13 protein-coding genes are annotated in these 21,536 nt (G+C 37.2%); 10 read left to right on the top strand and 3 right to left on the bottom strand.

Annotation, left to right across the window (positions count from 1 at the left end; all coding sequences use genetic code 11):
* The first annotated feature begins 598 nt into the window (after positions 1 to 598).
* From BC781_RS07515 to BC781_RS07490, 6 genes are all read left to right on the top strand, one after another.
* On the top strand, positions 599 to 3,601 hold the full coding sequence (locus BC781_RS07515; protein ID WP_109616630.1) for a SusC/RagA family TonB-linked outer membrane protein: 3,003 nt from the start codon (positions 599 to 601) through the stop codon (positions 3,599 to 3,601).
* Positions 3,602 to 3,615: 14 nt separating this feature from the next.
* On the top strand, positions 3,616 to 5,250 hold the full coding sequence (locus BC781_RS07510) for a RagB/SusD family nutrient uptake outer membrane protein (RefSeq protein WP_245935592.1): 1,635 nt from the start codon (positions 3,616 to 3,618) through the stop codon (positions 5,248 to 5,250).
* Positions 5,251 to 5,329: 79 nt separating this feature from the next.
* The gene (locus BC781_RS07505; protein WP_109616629.1) at positions 5,330 to 7,390 is read left to right on the top strand and encodes a SusE domain-containing protein; all 2,061 of its coding nucleotides are present in this window, start codon (positions 5,330 to 5,332) and stop codon (positions 7,388 to 7,390) included.
* 621 nt (positions 7,391 to 8,011) lie between these two features.
* Positions 8,012 to 11,017 carry a SusC/RagA family TonB-linked outer membrane protein gene (locus tag BC781_RS07500; RefSeq protein WP_211323710.1) on the top strand — a complete coding sequence of 1,002 codons (3,006 nt, stop codon included), beginning with the start codon at positions 8,012 to 8,014 and terminating at the stop codon, positions 11,015 to 11,017.
* Between the two features lie 20 nt (positions 11,018 to 11,037).
* Positions 11,038 to 12,693 carry a RagB/SusD family nutrient uptake outer membrane protein gene (locus BC781_RS07495; RefSeq protein ID WP_109616628.1) on the top strand — a complete coding sequence of 552 codons (1,656 nt, stop codon included), beginning with the start codon at positions 11,038 to 11,040 and terminating at the stop codon, positions 12,691 to 12,693.
* Between the two features lie 71 nt (positions 12,694 to 12,764).
* Positions 12,765 to 13,850 (top strand): SusE domain-containing protein, encoded by a 1,086-nt coding sequence (locus tag BC781_RS07490; protein WP_109616627.1) that lies wholly within the window; start codon positions 12,765 to 12,767, stop codon positions 13,848 to 13,850.
* A gap of 77 nt (positions 13,851 to 13,927) precedes the next feature.
* On the opposite strand, the gene BC781_RS07485 is transcribed toward BC781_RS07490, so the two are convergent.
* The gene (locus BC781_RS07485; protein ID WP_109616626.1) at positions 13,928 to 15,133 is read right to left on the bottom strand and encodes a lipase family protein; all 1,206 of its coding nucleotides are present in this window, start codon (positions 15,131 to 15,133) and stop codon (positions 13,928 to 13,930) included.
* 325 nt (positions 15,134 to 15,458) lie between these two features.
* Between BC781_RS07485 and BC781_RS07480 the strand changes: the two genes are divergently transcribed.
* Positions 15,459 to 15,785, top strand: a complete 327-nt coding sequence (locus tag BC781_RS07480) for a hypothetical protein (protein WP_109616625.1) — start codon at positions 15,459 to 15,461, stop codon at positions 15,783 to 15,785.
* A 39-nt stretch (positions 15,786 to 15,824) separates the two neighbouring features.
* On the opposite strand, the gene BC781_RS07475 is transcribed toward BC781_RS07480, so the two are convergent.
* Both BC781_RS07475 and BC781_RS07470 read right to left on the bottom strand, forming a co-directional pair.
* Positions 15,825 to 16,379: a GNAT family N-acetyltransferase gene (locus BC781_RS07475; protein WP_109616624.1), complete on the bottom strand. Its 555-nt coding sequence runs from the start codon at positions 16,377 to 16,379 to the stop codon at positions 15,825 to 15,827.
* 16 nt (positions 16,380 to 16,395) lie between these two features.
* The gene (locus BC781_RS07470) at positions 16,396 to 17,475 is read right to left on the bottom strand and encodes a serine hydrolase domain-containing protein (protein WP_109616623.1); all 1,080 of its coding nucleotides are present in this window, start codon (positions 17,473 to 17,475) and stop codon (positions 16,396 to 16,398) included.
* Positions 17,476 to 17,677: 202 nt separating this feature from the next.
* On the opposite strand from BC781_RS07470, the gene BC781_RS07465 reads away from it, so the two are divergent.
* From BC781_RS07465 to BC781_RS07455, 3 genes are all read left to right on the top strand, one after another.
* Positions 17,678 to 18,997, top strand: coding sequence for a DEAD/DEAH box helicase (locus tag BC781_RS07465; RefSeq protein ID WP_109616622.1), 1,320 nt, complete (start codon positions 17,678 to 17,680; stop codon positions 18,995 to 18,997).
* Positions 18,998 to 19,014: 17 nt separating this feature from the next.
* Positions 19,015 to 20,664 (top strand): DUF6377 domain-containing protein, encoded by a 1,650-nt coding sequence (locus BC781_RS07460; protein WP_109616621.1) that lies wholly within the window; start codon positions 19,015 to 19,017, stop codon positions 20,662 to 20,664.
* A gap of 78 nt (positions 20,665 to 20,742) precedes the next feature.
* Entirely contained in the window at positions 20,743 to 21,489 is a 747-nt protein-coding gene (locus tag BC781_RS07455; RefSeq protein ID WP_109616620.1) for an SDR family oxidoreductase, read from the top strand.
* Positions 21,490 to 21,536 lie beyond the last annotated feature (47 nt).

The following is a 21,536-nucleotide window of genomic DNA, read 5'->3' as shown; positions in this document are numbered from 1 at the left end:
TAACATATCTGAAGATTTGTTTTTACATCTATTTTTTAATTATGGTAAAGGTTGTTGTGTAAATAATAAGTGTATAATCTTACGCTAATAACATTGTTTTCATGTTAAAATAAGCCCGTTTACCTTGGTTTGATTTTATTAACAATAAAAAATGAATTATTTATTCCTATAACACTGTGCATCGAAACGGGTTGCGGAACCAGTTGCATGAGTGTAGAGTGAATAAGTGTATTTTAGAAGATTATAGCTTATTATCTTAAATACCTATGGAATAATTTTTAAACGATAGAATAACACTTAATAATATTTGGTGTAAATGACACTTAAAGTGAAACATTATTTTGTAAATCTTGCTTAACTCAGCTGATTATAGAGTATTTAACACTGTTTTGATCTTTTTTAATAGTTTTTTTACTTGCACTCATTATCAGACAAACAAACAGTTCAAGAGACGACGAAGCGGCTAATTTATTCTAGTGTGTAGTCTAATAATTAACAGTTAACCACTAGTTTTTTTAGTTATTCAACTATCAAACACTGTTATCCCCTTGGGGAAAATGTTTTTTTATTCTTGAATACCAAACGAGAAACGCTAAGTATGAAAATGACGAAAAACCTATCCTTGTTGGCAGGGATTTGGGTACTGAGCCTTCTAGTACCTTTTATGTCTTTTGCCCAAGAAAGAACCTTGACAGGTACGGTGCTCGATGAGACTGGAACACCACTTCCAGGTGTATCTGTAATTTTTGTAGGTACGACTACAGGTGCTGCCACAAATTTTGATGGTCAGTATAAACTAAACATCCCTGAAGATGCTAGCCAAGTTAAGTTCTCTTACATTGGTTACATAGAGCAAGTAGTAGAACTAGGAGCTCAATCAATCATAGATGTAACATTGCAGCCAGATGCAGATCAATTAGAAGAAGTTGTTGTAATTGGTTATGGTTCTGCTAAGAAAGATGATTTGACTGGTTCTGTAGAATCAATTGATACATCTAAGTTTAACCAAGGTGCAATTTCATCTCCACAAGATCTTTTGACGGGTAAAATTGCCGGTGTGAATATTACGAATGGTGGTGGTGCTCCAGGTGCTGGTGCAACTATCCGTATTCGTGGAGGGTCTTCGTTATCAGCTTCTAATGATCCACTTATCGTAATTGACGGTGTACCAGTAGATTCTGATGGTGTAGCAGGTATGCGTAACCCGCTTAACACGATTAACCCTAACGATATTGAAACATTTACAGTATTGAAAGATGCTTCAGCAACTGCAATCTACGGTTCTAGAGCATCTAATGGTGTAATCATCATTACTACTAAGAAAGGTACTAGAGACGGTATCCAAGTAGAATATAACGGTACTGTTTCAGTAGGTACTCCTACAGGTCAAATTGATGTGCTTTCAGCTGACCAATACAGAGACTTAATGATCAAACAATATGGTGAGGCTTCACCAGAAGTTGCTTTGTTAGGCTCTTCAAATACTGATTGGCAAGAGGAGTTGATGAGAAATGCAATCTCTACTGACCAAAACATTAGTGTTGCAGGTCGTACAGGTATCCTTCCTTACCGTGTATCATTTGGTTATAACAACTCAAATGGTATTTTGGAAACTTCTAATATGGAGCGTTACACTACTTCTGTTAACTTGAACCCTAAGTTTTTCGACGATCACTTAGCTGTAAACGTTTCTGCTAAATATGTAAACGTAAGCAACCGTTTCGCTGATACAGGTTCTTTAGGTTCTGCAATCGCTTATGATCCAACACAATCAGTAAAAGGATCAGGAGATCAATACGATGCATTTGGTGGGTATTATACTTGGTTAGATGCGGATTATAATCCAATTACAATCGCACCTTCTAACCCAGTTGCGATGCTTAACCAAACTGAAAATACTTCTACAGTAAACAGATTCATTGGTAACTTGCAATTTGATTACAAATTCCACTTCCTTCCAGAATTGAAAGCGAACTTGAACTTAGGTTATGACCATTCAGCTTCAAAAGGTGGAACTTACAACCCTATCACTTCAGCTTGGAACTATAACATTACAGATCCTACAATGGGTGGTAGCTTAAGTCACTATGATCAAAATAAAACAAATGAGCTTTTAGACTTTACTTTACAGTATGATAAAGAACTAGGAGATCATAGATTCAACGTATTAGGAGGTTATTCATGGCAACACTTCCACCAAGAGCAAGATGACTGGTGGACTAACGCTAGAGGAGATAGCCAAGCTGATAACCCTAACGCTGGTACTTACGCTTTCGCAACAGAGTATTACTTAGTATCATTCTTTGGTCGTGCAAACTATACATTGAAAGATAAATATATGGTAACTGCTACTGTTCGTTCAGATGGTACTTCTCGTTTCTCTGAAAACAACAGATGGGGTATCTTCCCTTCAGCAGCTTTTGCTTGGAATATTGGTAAAGAAGACTTCATTCAAAATTCAGCAGTTGTTTCTAGCATGAAACTACGTGCAGGATGGGGTATCACTGGTCAGCAAAATATTGGTGGTGGTAACTACCCATATATGCCAACTTATATTTATGGTGATGAGCGTTCTCAGTATGTTTATTACGATCCGAACACAGGTAAAATGATTTACCCTACAATCAGACCTAATGGATACGATGAGAACATTAAGTGGGAAGAAACAACTACTTATAACATTGGTTTAGATTTCGGATTCTTCGATGATAAGTTAACTGGTAACATTGATGCTTACCACCGTGTTACAAACGATCTATTGAATACAGTTCCTGTTGCTTCAGGTTCTAACTTGACAAACCAATTGCTTACAAACGTAGGTAGCTTGCAAAACCAAGGTGTTGAATTGACTTTGAACTCTAAACTAGTTCAAACAGGAGACTTCTTCTTAGATTTCGGAGTAAACTTCACATATAACAGAACAGAAATCACACAACTTACTTTGGTAGATGATCCTGATTATGCAGGTGTGAAAGTAGGTGGTATTGCAGGTGGTACAGGACAAACAATCCAGATTCACCAAGTAGGTTATGCTCCTTCGTCTTTCCTAGTGTATGAGCAAATCTATGATGACAAAGGAATGCCAATCGAAGGTGCTTATGTAGACAGAAACGGTGATGGTCAAATTACTGAAGCTGATAAGTACATCGCTGGTGATCCAAACCCAGACTTCATGATCGGTGTGAACATGAGAGCAACTTATAAGAACTGGGATTTCAGCATGTCAGGTAGAGCAAACTTTGGACAGCAAGTTTACAACAACGTAAATTCTGCAAACTCTAACTTAAACGGAATGTCTGTTTCAGGATTCAACTCAAACAGAACTGCAGATGTGTATAACACAATGTTCCAAACGATGCAGCAACATTCTGATTACTATGTTCAAGATGCAAACTACTTCCGTATGGATAACATCATGTTAGGTTACAACTTCAATAACTTAGCTGGTGGTAAATACAATGCTAGAGTTTACGGTACAGTAAACAACGCATTCGTAATTACAGGATATGATGGTCTTGATCCAGAGGTTTCAGGTGGTATTGATAACAACCTTTATCCTCGTCCAAGAACTTACATGTTGGGTGTTAACTTGTCATTCTAAAAGCGAATTAATCCATGAAAATTCAAAAATATATCATGAAAGGTGCAGTAGTAGCTACTGCTGCACTTTCACTAACATTCTCTTCTTGTATAAACGATTTGAATGTTGATCCAATCGATCCAAACTTAGATAGTAAAGATAAAATCTATACAGATTTAAATAGCTATGAGCAAGGATTGGCTAAAATTTATGCAGGTTTAGCAGTTTCAGGACAAAAAGGTCCTGCAGGTGCTCCTGACTTGGGAGGTTTGGATGAAGGAGCCAGCCAATACCTAAGAAAATACTGGGAATTCCAAGAGCTTCCAACAGATGAAGCAATCAATGGATGGGGTGACCCAGGACAACCAGAATTAAGCCAAGCAACTTGGGCTGCATCAAACGTTTTGGTTGAGATTCTTTACTACCGTATGACTTACCAAATCACTTTGGCTAACCAGTTCATCCGTGATACTGAAGGTGCTGATTTTGGAGAGGATGATCCTACGGATAGAATGAATCAAATGAGAGCAGAGGCTCGCTACCTAAGAGCAATGAGTTACTGGCATGCGCTAGATTTCTACGGAAATGGTATTCCATTTACAGATGAAAACTCAGCAATTGGTTCAACTCCTCCAGCTCCTCCAGCAAGCGGATTCGGAGGTACAGAAATCTTTGAATTCATCGAAAGTGAATTGATGGAGATTACTTCTGAGGATGCAGTACAACAATTGAAAGCAGCAAAAGCTGGCTTTGTTGGTCAAGCAGATAAAGCAGCAGCTTATATGTTATTGGCTAAGCTTTATATGAATGCAGAAGTTTACACTGGAACTCCAAGATGGGAGGATGCTAAAGTTTATTTAGAGAAAGTAATCAATGCAGGTTACTCATTGGAGGGTGATTATGCAAATAACTTCATGGCAGATAACTACTTGTCTCAAGAGATTATCTTCTCAGTAAACTATGATGGTCTTTACACACAATCTTACGGTGGTACTACATTCTTAATTCACGGTGCTGTAGGTGGAGACATGAGTGCTGAAGAATATGGTATCGATTCAGGATGGGGTGGACACCGTTCTACAACAGCTCTAGTAGAGAAGTTTGAAGATGGAAACGAAGTACAAGTAGACCCAAGAGGTATGTTCTACAGAGAGCATGACAGAGCAAATACAGACTTGACTAAATTTACAGATGGATATGCTGTAGTTAAATATACTAACAAATCTCGTCTAGGTTATAACGGATCAGACCCTAACTTGACTTTTGTAGATACTAACTTCCCTGTATTCCGTTTAGCAGATGCTTACTTGATGTTAGCTGAAGCAGAAATGAGAATGGGTGGTGTTTCAGGAACGTCAATGGCAAACCTTGAAGAAATTTGGACAAGAGGAAATGTTTCTTCTGATCTTCAAACGGCTTACAAAGCAGAATTGTCATCAAATCCTGAAGGATTCCTTTTAGATGAGCGTGCAAGAGAGCTATACTGGGAAGGACACCGTAGAACTGACCTAGTTCGTTTCGGTCAATTCTCAACTTCAGAATATGTATGGCCTTGGAAAGGTGGAGATGTAAACGGTAAAGGACTTGAGTCAAAGTTCGATCTATTGCCATTGCCTTCATCAGAAATCAACGCTAACCCTAAGTTGAAACAAAATCCAGCTTGGATGTAATCATAACTCTTGCCTAGGTTTAGGCTTAGGCAAGATCTAATCATTTTTTAATAGGATTTTTGTTGTAAATACTACGGAAATGAAAACAAACTTTGTTAAATATATTCTTTTCTTCTTGGCTTCTTTTGCCTTTGTGTCTTGTCAAGAGGATGACCAAGTGAAGTTTACTGAAGATACTGCTACAGTTCCAGTTTTAACTAACCCTGAGTTTGAGTCGCTTTACAATCTTGATAAAGCACAAGCAGATGATGTGTTTAAAACATTTACATGGACGGCAACTAAGACTGACTTCCCTTCAAAAATTGTTTATGCATTAGAGTTGATCTCAGAAGAAGGTCTTTCAACAGTAATTGAAGAGACTGCATCTTTAACTTCTGAAGTAACAATTGGAGAGTTAAACTCGGCTTTGGGTGCTGTAGAAGCAGATACATTAACTGCTGCAAACTATGAATTTAGAGTTGTATCTAAATTGGCGAATGACTCTGGTAACAGTACAGGTGTAGGTCTAGCGTCTGAGTCATTCAATACTTCGATCAAACCTTACGCATCTCACTACAAGTTATTTGTAGTTGCAGCTTCAGAAGGTGGTAAAGTTGTAGATTCAGAGAGATACATTATCTCATCTGCTGCAGATCATGAGTATGCAGGAGCTGTGGAGCTTTTAGCAACAGAAACTTACGAATTCTACACAAATGACTTTAATGACGGATCAGCTATCGTTTATGGTGTTGTTGATGGAGCATTTGTAGAAGGTGGAGATGCCTTGGTATTGGAAGAAGACGGGAAATATAACTTTACAGCTAGTCTTAACGATGATCAAGCTGTATCATTTGTAAAAGCTCAACCTATCCTTTGGGTACCTGGTGCTCACAACGGTTGGTCACATGATATTGTAGAGCCGGTAGAAGGTGATATTCAAAGTTATACAAATGTAAATCTAGTATCTGTACAAAATAATGGAGTTTATACTGGTAAAGTATGGTTAACTTCAGAATTTAAGTTCTCTGCTCAAGCAGGATGGGATGGTACTAACTACGGTGCTGGTTCTAGCAAAGGTCAGTTAGATACAGATCCAGGAGCAGGAAACCACAATGCTGCAGATTTCGAAGGTCCAGGTCTATATGAGTTAGAGGTAAACACAAACTCTAATATTTTCAAAGTACTTTCTGTTGAAAAACTTCCGATTGAAGTACCAGAAGAAAATGCATTATGGATTGTAGGTGATCAAAGTGCTTGGGGATTGAACGTAAATGATATCATTCTTGAAACTAAAGAAGGTTCTGGAATCTATGAAGGTGTTGTTGATCTTGTAGGTGCATTTGACTTGAGAACTACTCAAGACGGTATCAAGGTAGACAAAACATATCGTTCACCAGTAATCACTGAAGGTCAGGTATCAGGTAATGTTGAAGAGAATGCAACTTATACTTTCCGTGTACCTAAGAAAGATAAATACTTATTGAAAGTTGATCTTAATGAAGGAACATACGAATTAGGAGAAGCTATCAACTATGTTTATAAAGTAGGTGATGCAAACGGTTGGAACAACCCTGATGATGCAAATTACTTCGAAATCAAAATCCCAGAGATTTACGTTCGTGGTTCAAAAGTTTATGAAACTACATTGACAATGACTCCTGGTGAAGGATTTAAAATTGTTGGTGTACCAGGTTCATGGGCTGACTCAGATGGAAACTGGGGATTTGATAACTTCCCATCAAATAGTTCATTGATCAATAATGATGGAGGAAACTTCAAGTTTGTTGGAGAAGAAGCGAAAGAGTACAAAGTAACTCTTGACTTTAACAACAACACTATGGCATTTGGTGAGCGTATTTATAAAGTAGGTTCAGCAAACGGATGGAATGATACTGCAAACTCAAACAGACAAAGAGCTGAGTGGGTAAGCGACCAAGTTTATGTTCTTGAAACTGCTCTAGTAGCAAACGAAGAATTTAAGTTTGTAGGTATCTTAGGATCATGGGATGATGGAAACTATGGTTGGGGTGATGTAGAAAATACTACTTCTGAATTGCTTCAAGATAAAGATGGAAACATCCAATTCGTAGGAACTGATGGAACTTATAAATTGACAATTGACCTAGCTTCAAAATCAATTGAGATTGAAGCAGCTCAATAATCGATAAGATTTCTGATATAAAAATCCTCACTTGGCCTAGCTAAGTGAGGATTTTTTTGTTCCATAATTTTGGAATTGTTCTACCAAATTTGGTTAACTAAATTAAATGCTATAAAAACTTAAAAGACACTTAAATCATATTAACATTAAAAAATCAGCCCCTCGTTATTTAACATTAGAAAAGGCATCGGTTGCGATTCCCGTTGTTGCTGTTAATTATAAGAAGTGTAGATTAGAATATTATTGTGCGTTGTTAGGTAGAAAGAAATAATAATTTCTTAACAGGAAACAGAATACTTAAGGATATTTCGTGAAAATGACTTTTATACCCTTAAAATATTCTGAGTATCCCTCATATGACCGATGATTATTTACCCTTTAACAGCGTTTTGATAGATTTTAATAATTTTTTTACTTGCGGCGCAAATAATCAGACAGAGTAATTAAGAAGGCGGGAGAGAAACAGTTGGGAGTGAAAAAGGGTAAGTTTAAACAAATACAATAACTTCAATTTCTAATAAACTCAAGACCTAATTTAATCCAGTCCACTTGATAAAACTAAACACTTTTCCCCTCGGGGGATGATTAAAATCGAGCAAATACCAAACGAGAATGCTAAGTATGAAAATGACGAAAAACCTTTCCCTATTTACGGGGTTGTGGGTACTAAGCCTCTTAGTCCCTTTCGTATCTTTCGCTCAAGAAAGAACTCTTACAGGTACAGTAGTCGATGAATTCGGAACACCTCTACCAGGGGTTTCTGTAATTTTTGTCGGAACAACTACTGGAGCAGCAACAGACTTCAATGGTCAATATAGATTGACAGTTCCTAATGATGTAAATGAGGTGAAATTCTCATACATCGGTTACCTTGATCAAGTGTTAGAGGTAGGTGCTCAATCAATAATCGACGTGACATTACAACCTGATTCTGAGCAATTAGAAGAAGTTGTCGTTATCGGTTATGGTTCAGCTAAAAAAGAAGATTTAACAGGTTCGGTTACAGCAATTAATGCTTCTGACTTTAACCAAGGAGCTATTACTTCTCCTCAAGATCTTTTAAACGGTAAAGTATCAGGGGTACAAATTACTACAGGTGGTGGTGCTCCGGGTGCAGGTTCTACTATTCGTATTCGTGGTGGTGCTTCTTTGAATGCTAGTAACGACCCACTTATCATTATTGATGGTGTACCTTTGGACAACGATGGTGTTTCAGGTATGCGTAACCCATTGAACACGATTAACCCAAATGATATTGAAACATTTAACGTATTGAAAGATGCTTCAGCTACAGCTATTTATGGATCTAGAGCATCTAACGGGGTTATCTTGATTACTACGAAAAAAGGACAGAAAGGTAAACTTTCAGTAGACTATACAGGTACGGTTTCAGTTGCGAAAGTAAACGAAACAGTAGATGTTTTGACAGCAGATGAGTACAGAAGTTTTATGTCTCAAAACTTCCCACAATATGCAGAAGGTGGTTCTAGTCAACTATTGGGATCTGCGAATACAGATTGGCAAGATCAAGTTTTCAGAACAGCAGTTTCTACAGATCACAATGTAGCAGTTTCAGGTGCTGTAAAAGACATGATTCCTTTCCGTTTGTCAGTTGGTTATAACAATAGCCAAGGGGTTTTGGAACAGTCTGATATGGAGCGTACTACAGTAGCACTGAACTTGACTCCAAAATTCTTTGATGATCACCTTTCTACAAATGCAAGTATCAAATTTGTAGACATCAACAACAGTTTCTCAAACGAAGGCGCAATCGGTTCTGCAACTGCATTTGACCCAACACAACCAGTAAAATCAAGTGATGCAGCTTATGCTCCTTACGGTGGATATTATACTTGGTTAGACGCGCAAGGAACTCCAATGTACTCAATCGCTCCTGGTAACCCAGTAGCTATGATTGACCAACGTACAGATGTTTCTGACGTAATGCGTTCAATTGGTAACATTCAGTTGGATTATAAATTCCACTTCTTACCAAAAATGAGAGCGAACTTGAATATGGGTTATGACTACTCAAAATCAAGAGGTAACATTGCTGTTTCTCCAGAAGCAGGTTTCGATGCAGGTGCTGTAGATAGAGATGGTAGTTTCAGTAGATACGAGCAAATTAAGCGTAACGAACTATTGGATTTCTACTTACAATATGCGGATGAAATTTCTGGTCTTGATTTGAAATATGACGTAATGGGAGGTTACTCTTACCAATATTTCAGAAACGAGAATGAAAACTGGTCTACATTTGGTAACGGTGAGCAATTAGAAAACTGGCATACACTTTACAAACAGCATAACAACCTACAGTCATTCTTTGGTCGTGCAAACTTCAACTTGAAAGAGAAGTACTTGGTAACAGCTACTCTTCGTGCCGATGGTTCTTCTAAATTCAACGAAGATAACAGATGGGGTATCTTCCCAGCAGTTGCTTTGGGTTGGAAACTAGATAAAGAAAACTTCATGGCTGGTGCTACTGCCGTTTCTCAATTGAAACTACGTGCAGGTTGGGGAATTACTGGTCAGCAAGATATCGGACCTAATTTTGGTTACATGCCTATCTATGTTGGTTCTCAGCCAGATGCAGATTATTCATTCTACAACCCTAATACAGGAGAGTGGGTAACTGTTCCTACAAACCGTCCTTCAGGTTATGATCAAAACTTGAAATGGGAAGAGACTACAACTTGGAACGTAGGTTTTGACTTTGGTTTCTTTGACGATAAAATCACAGGTACATTGGAAGGTTACTACCGTAACACAAAAGACTTGTTGAACTACATTCCTGTACCAGCTGGTTCAAACTTGACAAATATGTTGACAACAAACGTTGGTAACATGACAAACAAAGGGGTTGAATTTAACATCAACACTAAGTTAGTTCAAACAAAAGATTTCTTCTGGGATTTAGGTTTGAACGCTACATATAACGAAAACGAGATTACTAAACTTACTTTGACAGATGATCCTAACTACGAAGGTGTAAGAACTGGAGGCGTTGCTGGTGGTATGGATATCTATGCTCAAAGACACAAAGTAGGTTACCCTGCTAGTTCATTCTTCTTGTATGAGCAAGTATATGATGAGTCTGGTAAACCAATGGAAGGTATTTATAAAGACCAAAACGGTGATGGTAAAATTGATGAGTCTGACTTAGTATATAGCGGAAACCCTGCTCCAAAATGGATGTTTGGTTTTACTTCTAAAATGACTTATAAAAACTGGGATTTCTCTGTAGCAGGACGTGCTTACCTAGGAGGTATGGTTTATAACAACGTAGCTTCAGAAAAAGGACATGCTCAAGCAGCACACACTTCAGGTCAGGTTGCTACAAACGTTCACTACTCAGCAATGGAGACTGATTTCCAATCACCTCAGTTGCTTTCAGATTACTACCTAGAGAGCGGAAACTTCTTCCGTCTAGACAACATCATGGTGGGTTACAATTTCTTCAACTTGTTTGATAAAGACATCAACGCAAGGGTTTACGGTACTGTAAACAACGTGTATTTAGGTACGCAATATTCAGGAATTGACCCAGAAATCTTTGGTGGTATGGATCAAAACATGTATCCAAGACCAACTACTTACATGATGGGTGTAAACTTAAGCTTCTAATAATTATTGATTCGATTATCATGAAAGTCATCTATAAATCAATCTATATAGTAGCGTTATTCTCAGCTACACTATTAACGTCTTGTTTGAACAGATTGGATTTAGATCCAATCGATCCAAATGAGGATACAAATATCTCGACACCAGAAGATTACTTCGCTTATTTGACAAAGCTTTATGCAGGTTTGTCAAATACGGGGCAGAATGGCGGAGATGGAGACCTTGGTGGAGCAGACCCAGGAGCAACGCAATACTGGCGTGTATTCTGGAATGCCCAAGAATTCCCTACTGATGAGGTAGTTAACTCATGGACAGATGAAGGTGCTCCAGATATGAGTTACATGACTTGGTCTGCAAACAACCCATTTGTATTGGGTATGTACAACCGTATTTATTACCAAATTTCAGCAACAAACGAATTCCTTCGTAAGTCTGCAGATTTGAAATTGGAAGACCTTCCAGATTGGAAAGAAGATGAAAACGGTGATAAGCCAGTTTATGCTACTGAAGAGCAAGAGCAGTGGATTGCGGAAGCAAGATACCTTAGAGCTTACTCTTACTGGCATGCACTTGATTTCTTTGGTAACAAAGTTCCTTTTGTAACTGAAGAAGACCCAATTGGTAGTTTCATGCCAATGCCAGCAGGTACAGATGAAAGAGGTCCAGAGTTATTCAACTATGTAATGGAAGAGTTGGAATACTTAGTTTCAGCTGAAAGTAAACTTCCTGCTATCCGTCAGGCATGGTTAGGTCGTGCTGATAAAGGTGCTGCTTTAATGCTTCTTTCGAAATTGTACTTGAACCACGAAGTATACTTAGGAAACAAAGTTGCTGGTTATTACGAGAAAGGTCGTGAGCACTTATCAAGATTGATTAACGAAGGTGGTTACAGCCTTTATACTCAAGCTGAAACAGAAAACTATTCGGCTTACCAAAGTTTGTTCATGGCAGATAATGAGAAAACTGCAAGTGAAGTAATCTTTATGATCATGTCAGACAGTAGAAGCATGCGTCACTGGGGTGGTACTACTTACTTGATCGCTGCAGGTATTGGTGGAGATATGGATGCGCAAGCACAAGGAATCAACTCAGGTTGGGGTGGTAACAGAGCGACTCCTACTATGGTAGATAATATGGAATTAAGAGGTGGTGATGATCGTGTGATGTTCGCTCGTGAAGACGAAGGACAATCTAAAGAGATCGATAACTCTGCTGAATTCCAACAAGGATACGGAGTGAAGAAGTGGAATAACTTGCAACAAAACGGAACGAAGAAGAATGAAACAGAAGGTGTATTTACAGATACAAACATTCCTGTTTTCCGTTTGGCAGATGCTTATTTGATGCTTGCTGAATTCGATTTGAGAATTGAAGGATCAGTATCAGGAGTTGCGAAAACGTATGTAGATGCAATCTTGGAAAGAGCAGATGCAAACCCTGTTTCTTCAATCAACCTAGACTTCATCTTGGATGAGCGTGGTCGTGAGTTGTACTGGGAAGGTCACCGTCGTACTGACTTGATCCGTTTCGGAAAATATACTAAAGATATGAACTGGTCTTTCAAAGGTGGTTCACCTTCAGGAGTTCCAAACTTGTCAGATCACTTGGAGTTATATCCTATTCCAGCGGCAGACCTTGGTGCTAACACGAACTTATCACAAAACGCTGGTTATTAATCCAACAGTTATTTCACAACAAAGGGAGGTGTTAATCATCTCCCAAATGCAATCTTAAAATTGTAGATGAAATGAAAACAACTTTCTTAAAAAATATACTCCTTCTTTTAGGAATGGTATCGCTTTTTGCGTGTTCAGATGATGACAACATCACATTGAAAAATGGCGATATCACAGCTCCAAACTTTGATATAGAATTTCAATCGTCTTATGTCCTTGATAAAGAAGAGGCTGATGATGTTTGGGAAAATGTAACATGGTCTCCAATTAAGTATTCACAGGATGTTCCTACGGGTTATCACATCCAAGTATCAGGAACTGAAGACTTCGCTACTTTTGGAGATGTAAAAACAGTTTTGGCAGATACAGCTTCTAATGTTTTAGTGAAAGAGTTGAACAACGCTGCAACTGAGTTTGTAGCTGCAGGTACTACTGGTGATATCTACTTAAGAATTGTCGGAGGACTTGTGGATGCTAACGGACAAATTAAAGCAGATTCGTCGTGGATGGCTACAGATGAAGTAGTGAAATTTGTACTAACAACTTACGAAGATGTACCTGGATTTATTTTCAAGGTTGGTTCTGAGTCAGACTGGGATGCAGGTAATGATCAAGCTTTCCAATTGTATGAGTTAGAAAGAAATATCTTTATCGGTAACTTCCATATGGAAAATGGTGAAGAATTTAAATTCTTATCAGAAGCTGGAAATTGGGATACTCAGCTAAATGGGGCTAGTTTCAACGCTATGGGACCTGAATTCTCTGGAAGTGATAACATTACATTCTCAGGTGAATCTGGAAATTACCAAGTAGTTGTAGATCGAAATGCAGGTACTTTAATGCTAGGTGACGAAGTGCACGCAATGTATAAAGTAGGTTCTCAAAATGGTTGGAATGACCTTGGTAGCCCAGAGTATTTCGAAATTCCTCTATTCCACCTTTATGGTACAGTTTATAAAGGTGCTGTAGATATGGTAGCTGATGAAGAATTCAAGTTCATTGAAACTCCAGGAAGCTGGAATGGTGAGATTTCTGGTGGTGCTTTACCAAACAAATCTTCAGACTTTGAAGGTGATGGAAATATCAAATTTATTGGTACTGAAGGATCTTACGAAATGATTCTTGATATCGATAAAGGAGAACTATCAGTTCAATAGAATTATCCATTTTTAGATGATATAAAGGCAATCTCATACTGTTGAGATTGCCTTTTGTTTTTATGAATAGTATTCTTTTATTTTCTATACTTTTTAAAAATTTGGATACTCTCAAACATGCTATGATAAGCCGCATTTCCATGAATATTTCTTCCAGACAGATTAGAATATTCGGAGAGCTCAATCAGTTCAATTTCAGTAGCACCTAAACTTTTCATTTTAGCATATGCTGTTTGACTGCTTTCATAAGGCACTGTTTGATCGTCTTTATGATGAAGAAGGTAAACAGGAGATTTAGGAAGCCAATCGTGAACTGAATTTTCAATGAGTTGTCCTTCTATGAATGAGATATTTTGCTTTTCCCTGAGGTCTAAAAGAAAATCTTCATTGAAAAACTCAGAAAGGGTGTCATTTAATGCATTATTGAGATCACTCATGCTCCTTGCTCCATCCACTAGATTTGGTAAGATTAGAGCATATTTCTCTTGAAAGTAAGCCGATAAATCAGCTTTATTTCCTAATCTGTTATAAGTAAGAATAGGCATAGAAATAAGGATTGGTGATTCATAAATATCTCCTTGAACAATGTTTGTCATGGTTTCTGTCAAGTCATACCCTCCGGCACCTGCAGCCGTTGCTACAACATCAATATTCAAGTTATGATCTTCGATATATTTCAGTGTAGCCATAGCAGAATATCCTCCTTGAGAATACCCCAAAATATAGAGTTGGTCTTGGTAAGAAACTTCCATTTGTGCTAGCGCTTCCTTTACAGCTTTATACATATCAATTGATGCTTGAGCTGTATATTCGGCATGGTAGTATGCTTGAGGATATGCTTTTGAGCTACCTAGCCCTAATAGATCAGGAGTGAAGCTAATAAACTCCAAACCGGCAAAGATATCATAAAGTGGAACGGTTAATTCAGTAGGTGCAAGCAAGTGCTCAACTGTTGTACCTCTGTGTACCATCATAAGAGGGTAGTCGGTCGTCTGATAATCTGAAGGTAAGGTCAATACACCGGACATTCTGACTCTTTCATTTTCGTAGTCAGAATAATATGTTACTCTAAAAGATTTAAATCCTTTCGTGAACATGGTGGACAGAGAATCATCAAAAGCAAGGCTGATTAATTGGATTACTTGCTGTTGGCTTGCTTCATTTTTATCCTCCAAAGAAATTAGTGTTTGAGTACTGGGCGCAGAGTTTGAGTCATCATCATCTGAACATGATGAAAAAAATACAAAAGAACTTAGAAGTAGTGGTAAAATTAGGTTTTTCATAAATAGGGTTTTAGTTCATTTACAAAACACCTTTTTTTAATTGCTTTATGACTGATGTACTTTATCCAATTAAATTTTAGTAAAACCTAGTCCAAAACAAGTACATTTTATCGTTTATCCTCTTTTTTTAAAAAAAAAGTATGATTTGTTACGACTAAATGTAAAAATAGTTTGTCTTCATATTAAAGTGTAGCTGTTACGGCTTATTAGAGTTTGTAAACTCCTATTAAGTAACCTTACAAGGTTTATTGGAGTAAAAATTCTTATCTATACTTATTGTTCATTATTATTTCAGAGAGGTTTGAAGTACTTATTATTAACTTTTGTGCTCTCATTTCCAGTTGGGAGTGTATTTTCATTCAACAAAGCTCAATTAGTAAAAGCTGAAAAGTTACAGCAGGAAGATCAAAAAGAAGTTTCTGCAATACATCAAGATCCTAGTGGAAGAAGCTCATTTATTAAATTGCGAATTTCAGTACTGAGATATTCTTATTTGGTGAAGGTCAATGCAATTAAAGCAGAAAGTGGCACATGGGAATATTTAGATGAAGTAGTAGCTTCAGAGACAAAGGATTATTCCGATGGTGATTTGTCCGTGTATTACAAGTTTAAATATGAGCATTCAGGAAAAACGTATTATTTTAACGCCTAAACAAAAAGGACACTTTTCATTTTAAAGTGTCCTTTTTCATTATGCAGATAAAAATGTATTCTTGTCTATTTCGTACAAAACACATTCTTCTAAATCCGGCTCATTTTTGAGTCTAGGATGTTTGAAGGTTTGAACAGGATGCATTCCGATTTTCTTCATTACTCGGATTGATCTTTCATTGGCTAAAGGAGCAGTAGATTTAACACTTTGGATGTTTAGCTCTTCAAAAGCGAATTGTAAGCATCTCTTGGCGCCTTCAGTAGCATAACCCTTATCCCACGCGTTTTGAGCTAGTCTCCATCCAATATCTACAAAAGGAGAGAATTCTGCTTCAAAATTTTGATAGCATAGCCCTAAAAAGCCAATGAATTCACCACTGTCTAATCGGTCGACAGCAAAGTAACAGTAGCCTTTTTCTTTAAATAGGCGTTGCATTCGAGCTATGAAGTTCTCAGTTTGTAAAATACTAGTTGTACAAGGGAAGTATTTCATCACACTAGGGTCTTCATTGATAAATGCCATCTTTTGGATATCAGCAACTTGCCAATTTCTAAACCCTAGACGTTCTGAAGTAAATAAATAAGATTTCTCCATAGAATAAATTAATAGACTATTGCTCAGTTTGGGCAGCCCAAACCAAACGAATCATTTCGTAGAAATTTCCTTTATGAAATTGATAATCGGTTTCAGTATTAACTCGGTGTACTAAAACAAGTTTTGATGCTGGATAAATTCCTAACATATGAATTCCGACACCTGTATGGTAGAAAGAACGACTTTTTCGTGTTTCAGTTTCAGTGAGTACATTCCAAAGCATTCCGTATGCTAAACCGTATTTCTCGTTATAAAGCGAGTAGGGAGTTGTACTTTTTTCAATCCATTCTTCAGAAATCAATTGTTTACCTTTCCATTTTCCTTTATTGAGGTAGAGCAAACCATACAAGGCTAAATCTCTTGCTGATAACCTAAAATGATAGGCAGGGTATTTTGACTTACTTTTTTCGAAAGAATAAAAACCATCAGTTTGAGGGATTTGAGCTTCATCATCATCCATATTTACAGAGGTGAAATCCCCTTTGAAGTCAAGCATTCCTAGTGGTTTCGCAATTCGATTTTCAAAAAGCTTATAAATACTTTCTCCCGTTTTTTCCTCTAGTATGGCACCTAACACATTGAAATCCCAATTATTGTAATAGTAAACTTCATTTGCTTGATAGCTTCCCCTTTGAGGCATTCCTCTTAGCATCCCTTCTGATACAGCGGCGGCATGATGGTAAACACCAGATCGTGACTTGAGCAAATCAGCTATTCTAGCTTGCTTTTCATTTTCAGTCAACGGATTTGGAATATCATCGATACCTAAAGACAGCAGGTTTTGAGTCGTATCAATGATACCTTCCTCTATCTTTATACCGTACAAAGAATTCAGTAAAGCTTTACGAATAGAGTGAACAAGATGTTTTTCTTTGGTATTTCCCCATTCAAAAATGACTGCTCCATCCACTAAAATAAGCATAGAAGAGGAACCTGCTTTTCCTAAAAAGTTAGCTAAACTATCTAGTCTATCAGCTGAAAAACCTTTGCTTTCAGGTGTCGCATATTTAAATGCAGAGGTTTGTTGTCCAATACAAAAAGATGTAAAGGAGAGTTGGAGATAGAGTGAAACTAAGAGTAAGTATTGAGCTCGCATAAGTAGAAAAAGTTAGAGCGTAAAGCTATTTATCCTTTTAAGGTAATAGATTTTTTTCAATCTCGATTAACTTTTTTCAGAAGTTCTTAATCGCTTGATTCTCTATTTACTTTTTCTTTAATCTGTATTTATGAGTACTTAATATAGTCCAATAAGATTTTTAGCAATTATCTTTCAATCCTAAACTTATTACCTTTGCAGTATGGAAATTTCAAACAATTTGGAGCAAGCCTTAAAAGCTCTTGGAATTCAAGAACTGAATGCAATGCAAGAAGCAACGCTAAAGGCAACGAATGGAGATGAAGACTTGGTTTTACTTTCGCCAACAGGCTCAGGAAAAACCATTGGGTTTCTTTTGCCATTACTGAAGCGATTGAAAAAAGAAGAAAAAGATATTCAAGCTTTGGTGATGGTTCCTTCAAGAGAACTAGCACTCCAAATTGAACAAGTATTCCGTAAAATGAGTACAGGTTTCAAGGTCCTAAGTGTGTACGGAGGACATTCCGTTCATGTTGAATTGAAAAGCTTGGTTGAGCCACCAGCAGTGCTTGTGGGTACTCCAGGAAGGTTAAAAGAACTTCTGAGAAGAGAAAGCTTATCTTTTGATCATCTTCAAGTTTTAGTCTTTGATGAATTTGATAAGTCGCTGGAATTTGGTTTTTGGGAAGATATCGAAGAGATTTTATATGATGTACCAAGCGATGTCTATAAAATTTTAACCTCAGCTACAAAGGCTGTTGATATTCCTGATTTTGTGAACTTATACAAATCTCAGACACTAAATTTTCTAAGTGATACACTACCAAAAGGGCTTACACTTCATGCCCTTAAAGCAGAAAAGAATGACAAGCTAGATGCATTACTTCGTCTGATTGGTACTTTTAACAATGAACAAGCAATTATCTTCTGTAATCACAGAGCTGCGGTTGATAGAATAGGAGAACACCTAGAAGAAAATGAGATTCATTTTGATAGTTTTCATGGCGGATTAGCTCAAGATGTTCGAGAAAGGTCACTCTTGAAATTCAGAAACGGAAGTATCCAGTATTTGCTCACGACAGACCTAGCTGCTAGAGGTTTAGATATTCCAGAAATTAAACATATTGTGCATTATCAGTTGCCTCAAACTGAAGATGCATACATTCATAGAAACGGACGTACTGCTCGTATGCATGCGGAAGGAAAAGCATATTTGGTTTGTTCTGAAGATGAAGAAATGCCAAAATATGTAAAGCAGCAACTTACATGGATTGATATGCCCCAAGCGATTATTTTACCAGATGATCCTGAGTGGGCTACCTTATATTTTTCAGGTGGAAAGAAGCACAAGATCAATAAAATTGATATTGTTGGTCTGCTTTCTAAAAAAGGAAAATTGGGCAGAGATGAAGTAGGCTTGATTGAAGTAAAAGACTTTTCATCTTATGCAGCAGTGAAAAGAGACAAGGTTCAAAAAGTGATGAAGTTGATCAGAAACGAAAAGGTCAAAAAACAGAAGTTGAAGATTGAAATCGCGAAATAATAGGGAGGTAAAGGAGCATGAAAAATAGATGGCTAATCGTATTCTTTTTAGGGTGTTTCTATACTATTTACCCTAGCTATGGGCAAGATGTATCTTTAGAGAAAGCACTTGAAGATTTGGATGAAAGGTTAGATCGGAGAGAAGATTATATCCAACAGAAAAAAGGGCAGCTTAAGGAGCTTAAAAAACAAGCCAATAGTGAGAAGAGTACTTCTGAGCGTTTCAAGAAATTTCGATATATAAGTGAAGTCTATCTTCCTTTCAATGCAGATTCGGCACTTTTTTATGCTGAAAATGCATTTGCGGAAGCAGAAAAACTGCATAGTACTAAAATACTAGTTGATGCAAAGTTGCAATTGGTTCAGACCTACCGATTGCAAGGAATGTATATTGAGTCTTTGGAAACTTTAGAAGGTATCCGGAAAGAGCATTTAGCGCAAGATCAGCGAGCATTCTATTATATGGTTTATTCTTCTTTGTATGGAAGTATGTCTGCGCATCGTAGCAATCTTACCCGAAAAGAAGAGTTTATGCAAAAGAGTAATCGTTATCAAGATTCTCTACTCTTACATCTTGATAAAAATGACAATGTATACAGGGTTGTAAATGCAGAAAAGAAGTTAAGAAACGGTGAGAAAGAAGAAGCCATAACTATACTGAAAAAGGCAATTTCACAACTTCCGATGGAAGATAGGGCTTATGCTTTTACTGCATATGCACTTTCTTCTTGCTTCAATAATGCGTCAGAGATTGATAAAAAAATGTATTATCTGTCTCTTTCTGCTCAGTCGGATATTATCTGTGCTATTCAAGAAAATGTTTCATTGCGAGAGTTAGCCTTGCTACTCTTTGAGGCAGGGAATATCGAAAAAGCATACAAATATATCAGAATAGCCTTAGATGACGCTCTTGCGAGTAATACAAGTTTACGTACCTATGAAGTCTTAGAGATTTTACCTGTCATTGATCATGCCTACGAAGATATGCGAGAACGAAGACGCCAGAACCTTCTTTATTTTACGTGGGTAGGAGGAATGTTATCGCTCTTACTTCTTTTTGCATTTATGCATATCAGAAAACAAAAGAGAAAGTTAGAAGATGCAAATCAGGAGATTTCAGAAAAACACGAACAAATGCATCTGCTAAACGAACAACTTTTAGCTAGTAATGAAAAGGTGGCAGCAACCAATCAACAGCTAAAAGCTGCTAATAATCTCCAAGAAGAGTATATCGCGAGGTACCTGAAGTTATGTTCAACATATATCGGAAAAATTGATAACTACCGCCTGTCCCTTTCTCGAAAGGCGGCTAAGAGTTCAAAAGAAGAACTGGTGAAGCAGCTCAAATCTAAAGATATTGTAGATAAAGAGCTTCAGAGTTTCTATGCAGATTTCGATCAATCCTTCCTTGATCTGCATCCAAATTTTGTAGTGGCTTACAATCAGCTTCTGAAGGAGGATGAGCAAATTGTACTGAAACCTCATGAACGATTGAATACAGAATTGAGAATTTTTGCCCTAATTCGATTGGGAATTACAGAGAGTTCGCAGATTGCGGAGTTCTTAAGGTATTCTGTTACAACGATTTATAACTATAGGACCAAAGCTCGTAATAAGGCAAAAGTTACCCGTGATGAGTTTGAAGATCATGTGATGAGAATAGATTAAGAAACAAGTCAAAAAGGTTACGATTTTAACGAATTATAATTAATTTAAATTTTAATTTTTTCAACGAATCTGTAATCTATGAAGATCTTTAACAAAACTATACTCATTACTGGTGGTGGAACAGGCATTGGACTAGAACTCACTAAAGGCTTCTTAAAACGAAATAACAAAGTCATTATCTGTGGCAGACGTTTAGCTCCTTTGGAGGCAGTACAAAAAGACTATCCAGAAGTTGTAATTCGTCAATGTGATGTCAGTAAAGAAAATGATATTCTTACTTTGGTAGAGAACCTTAAAACAGAGTTTGGAGGGATAGATGTACTGATCAATAATGCAGGGAAAATGCAGCCTATTGATTACACCAACTACGAAAATGTAATTTCGATAGATCAGCATTTGTCTGAGGTAGATATCAATATGAGTGGCCCTATTCGTATGACACATCATTTTTTACCGCAACTTATGGAGAAGACTGAGCCCGTAATTGTCAATGTTTCTTCGGCTCTTGCTTTTTTACCGCTAGCATCCACTCCTGTTTACTCCGCTACAAAAGCAGCGCTTCATGCCTGGACACAATCTTTAAGGTGGCAGATGCGAAAGACGAAACTTAGAGTAATAGAATTAATGCCTCCTATGATAGAAACCGATTTGGTAGACCATATGGAAGGTGGAGTAAGAATGTCTCCCGAAAAATTAGGAAAGCTGTTTTTTAAAGATTTGGAAAGAGGGAAAGAAGAGATTAAACCAGGACAAACAAAGCAAGTAAGATTTGCGAGTAAGTTTATGTCTGGATTAGTTTTTAAGCTTGTAAATAGCAGATTTTAGCTATAAAAAGACTTCAATTCTTATGAGTTGAAGTCTTTTTTAATTCC

The sequence above is a fragment of the Sediminitomix flava genome (assembly GCF_003149185.1).
Classification (GTDB): domain Bacteria; phylum Bacteroidota; class Bacteroidia; order Cytophagales; family Flammeovirgaceae; genus Sediminitomix; species Sediminitomix flava.
The sequence above is the reverse complement of the archived record's forward strand: the minus strand, read 5'-3'. Positions and strand labels throughout refer to the sequence as shown.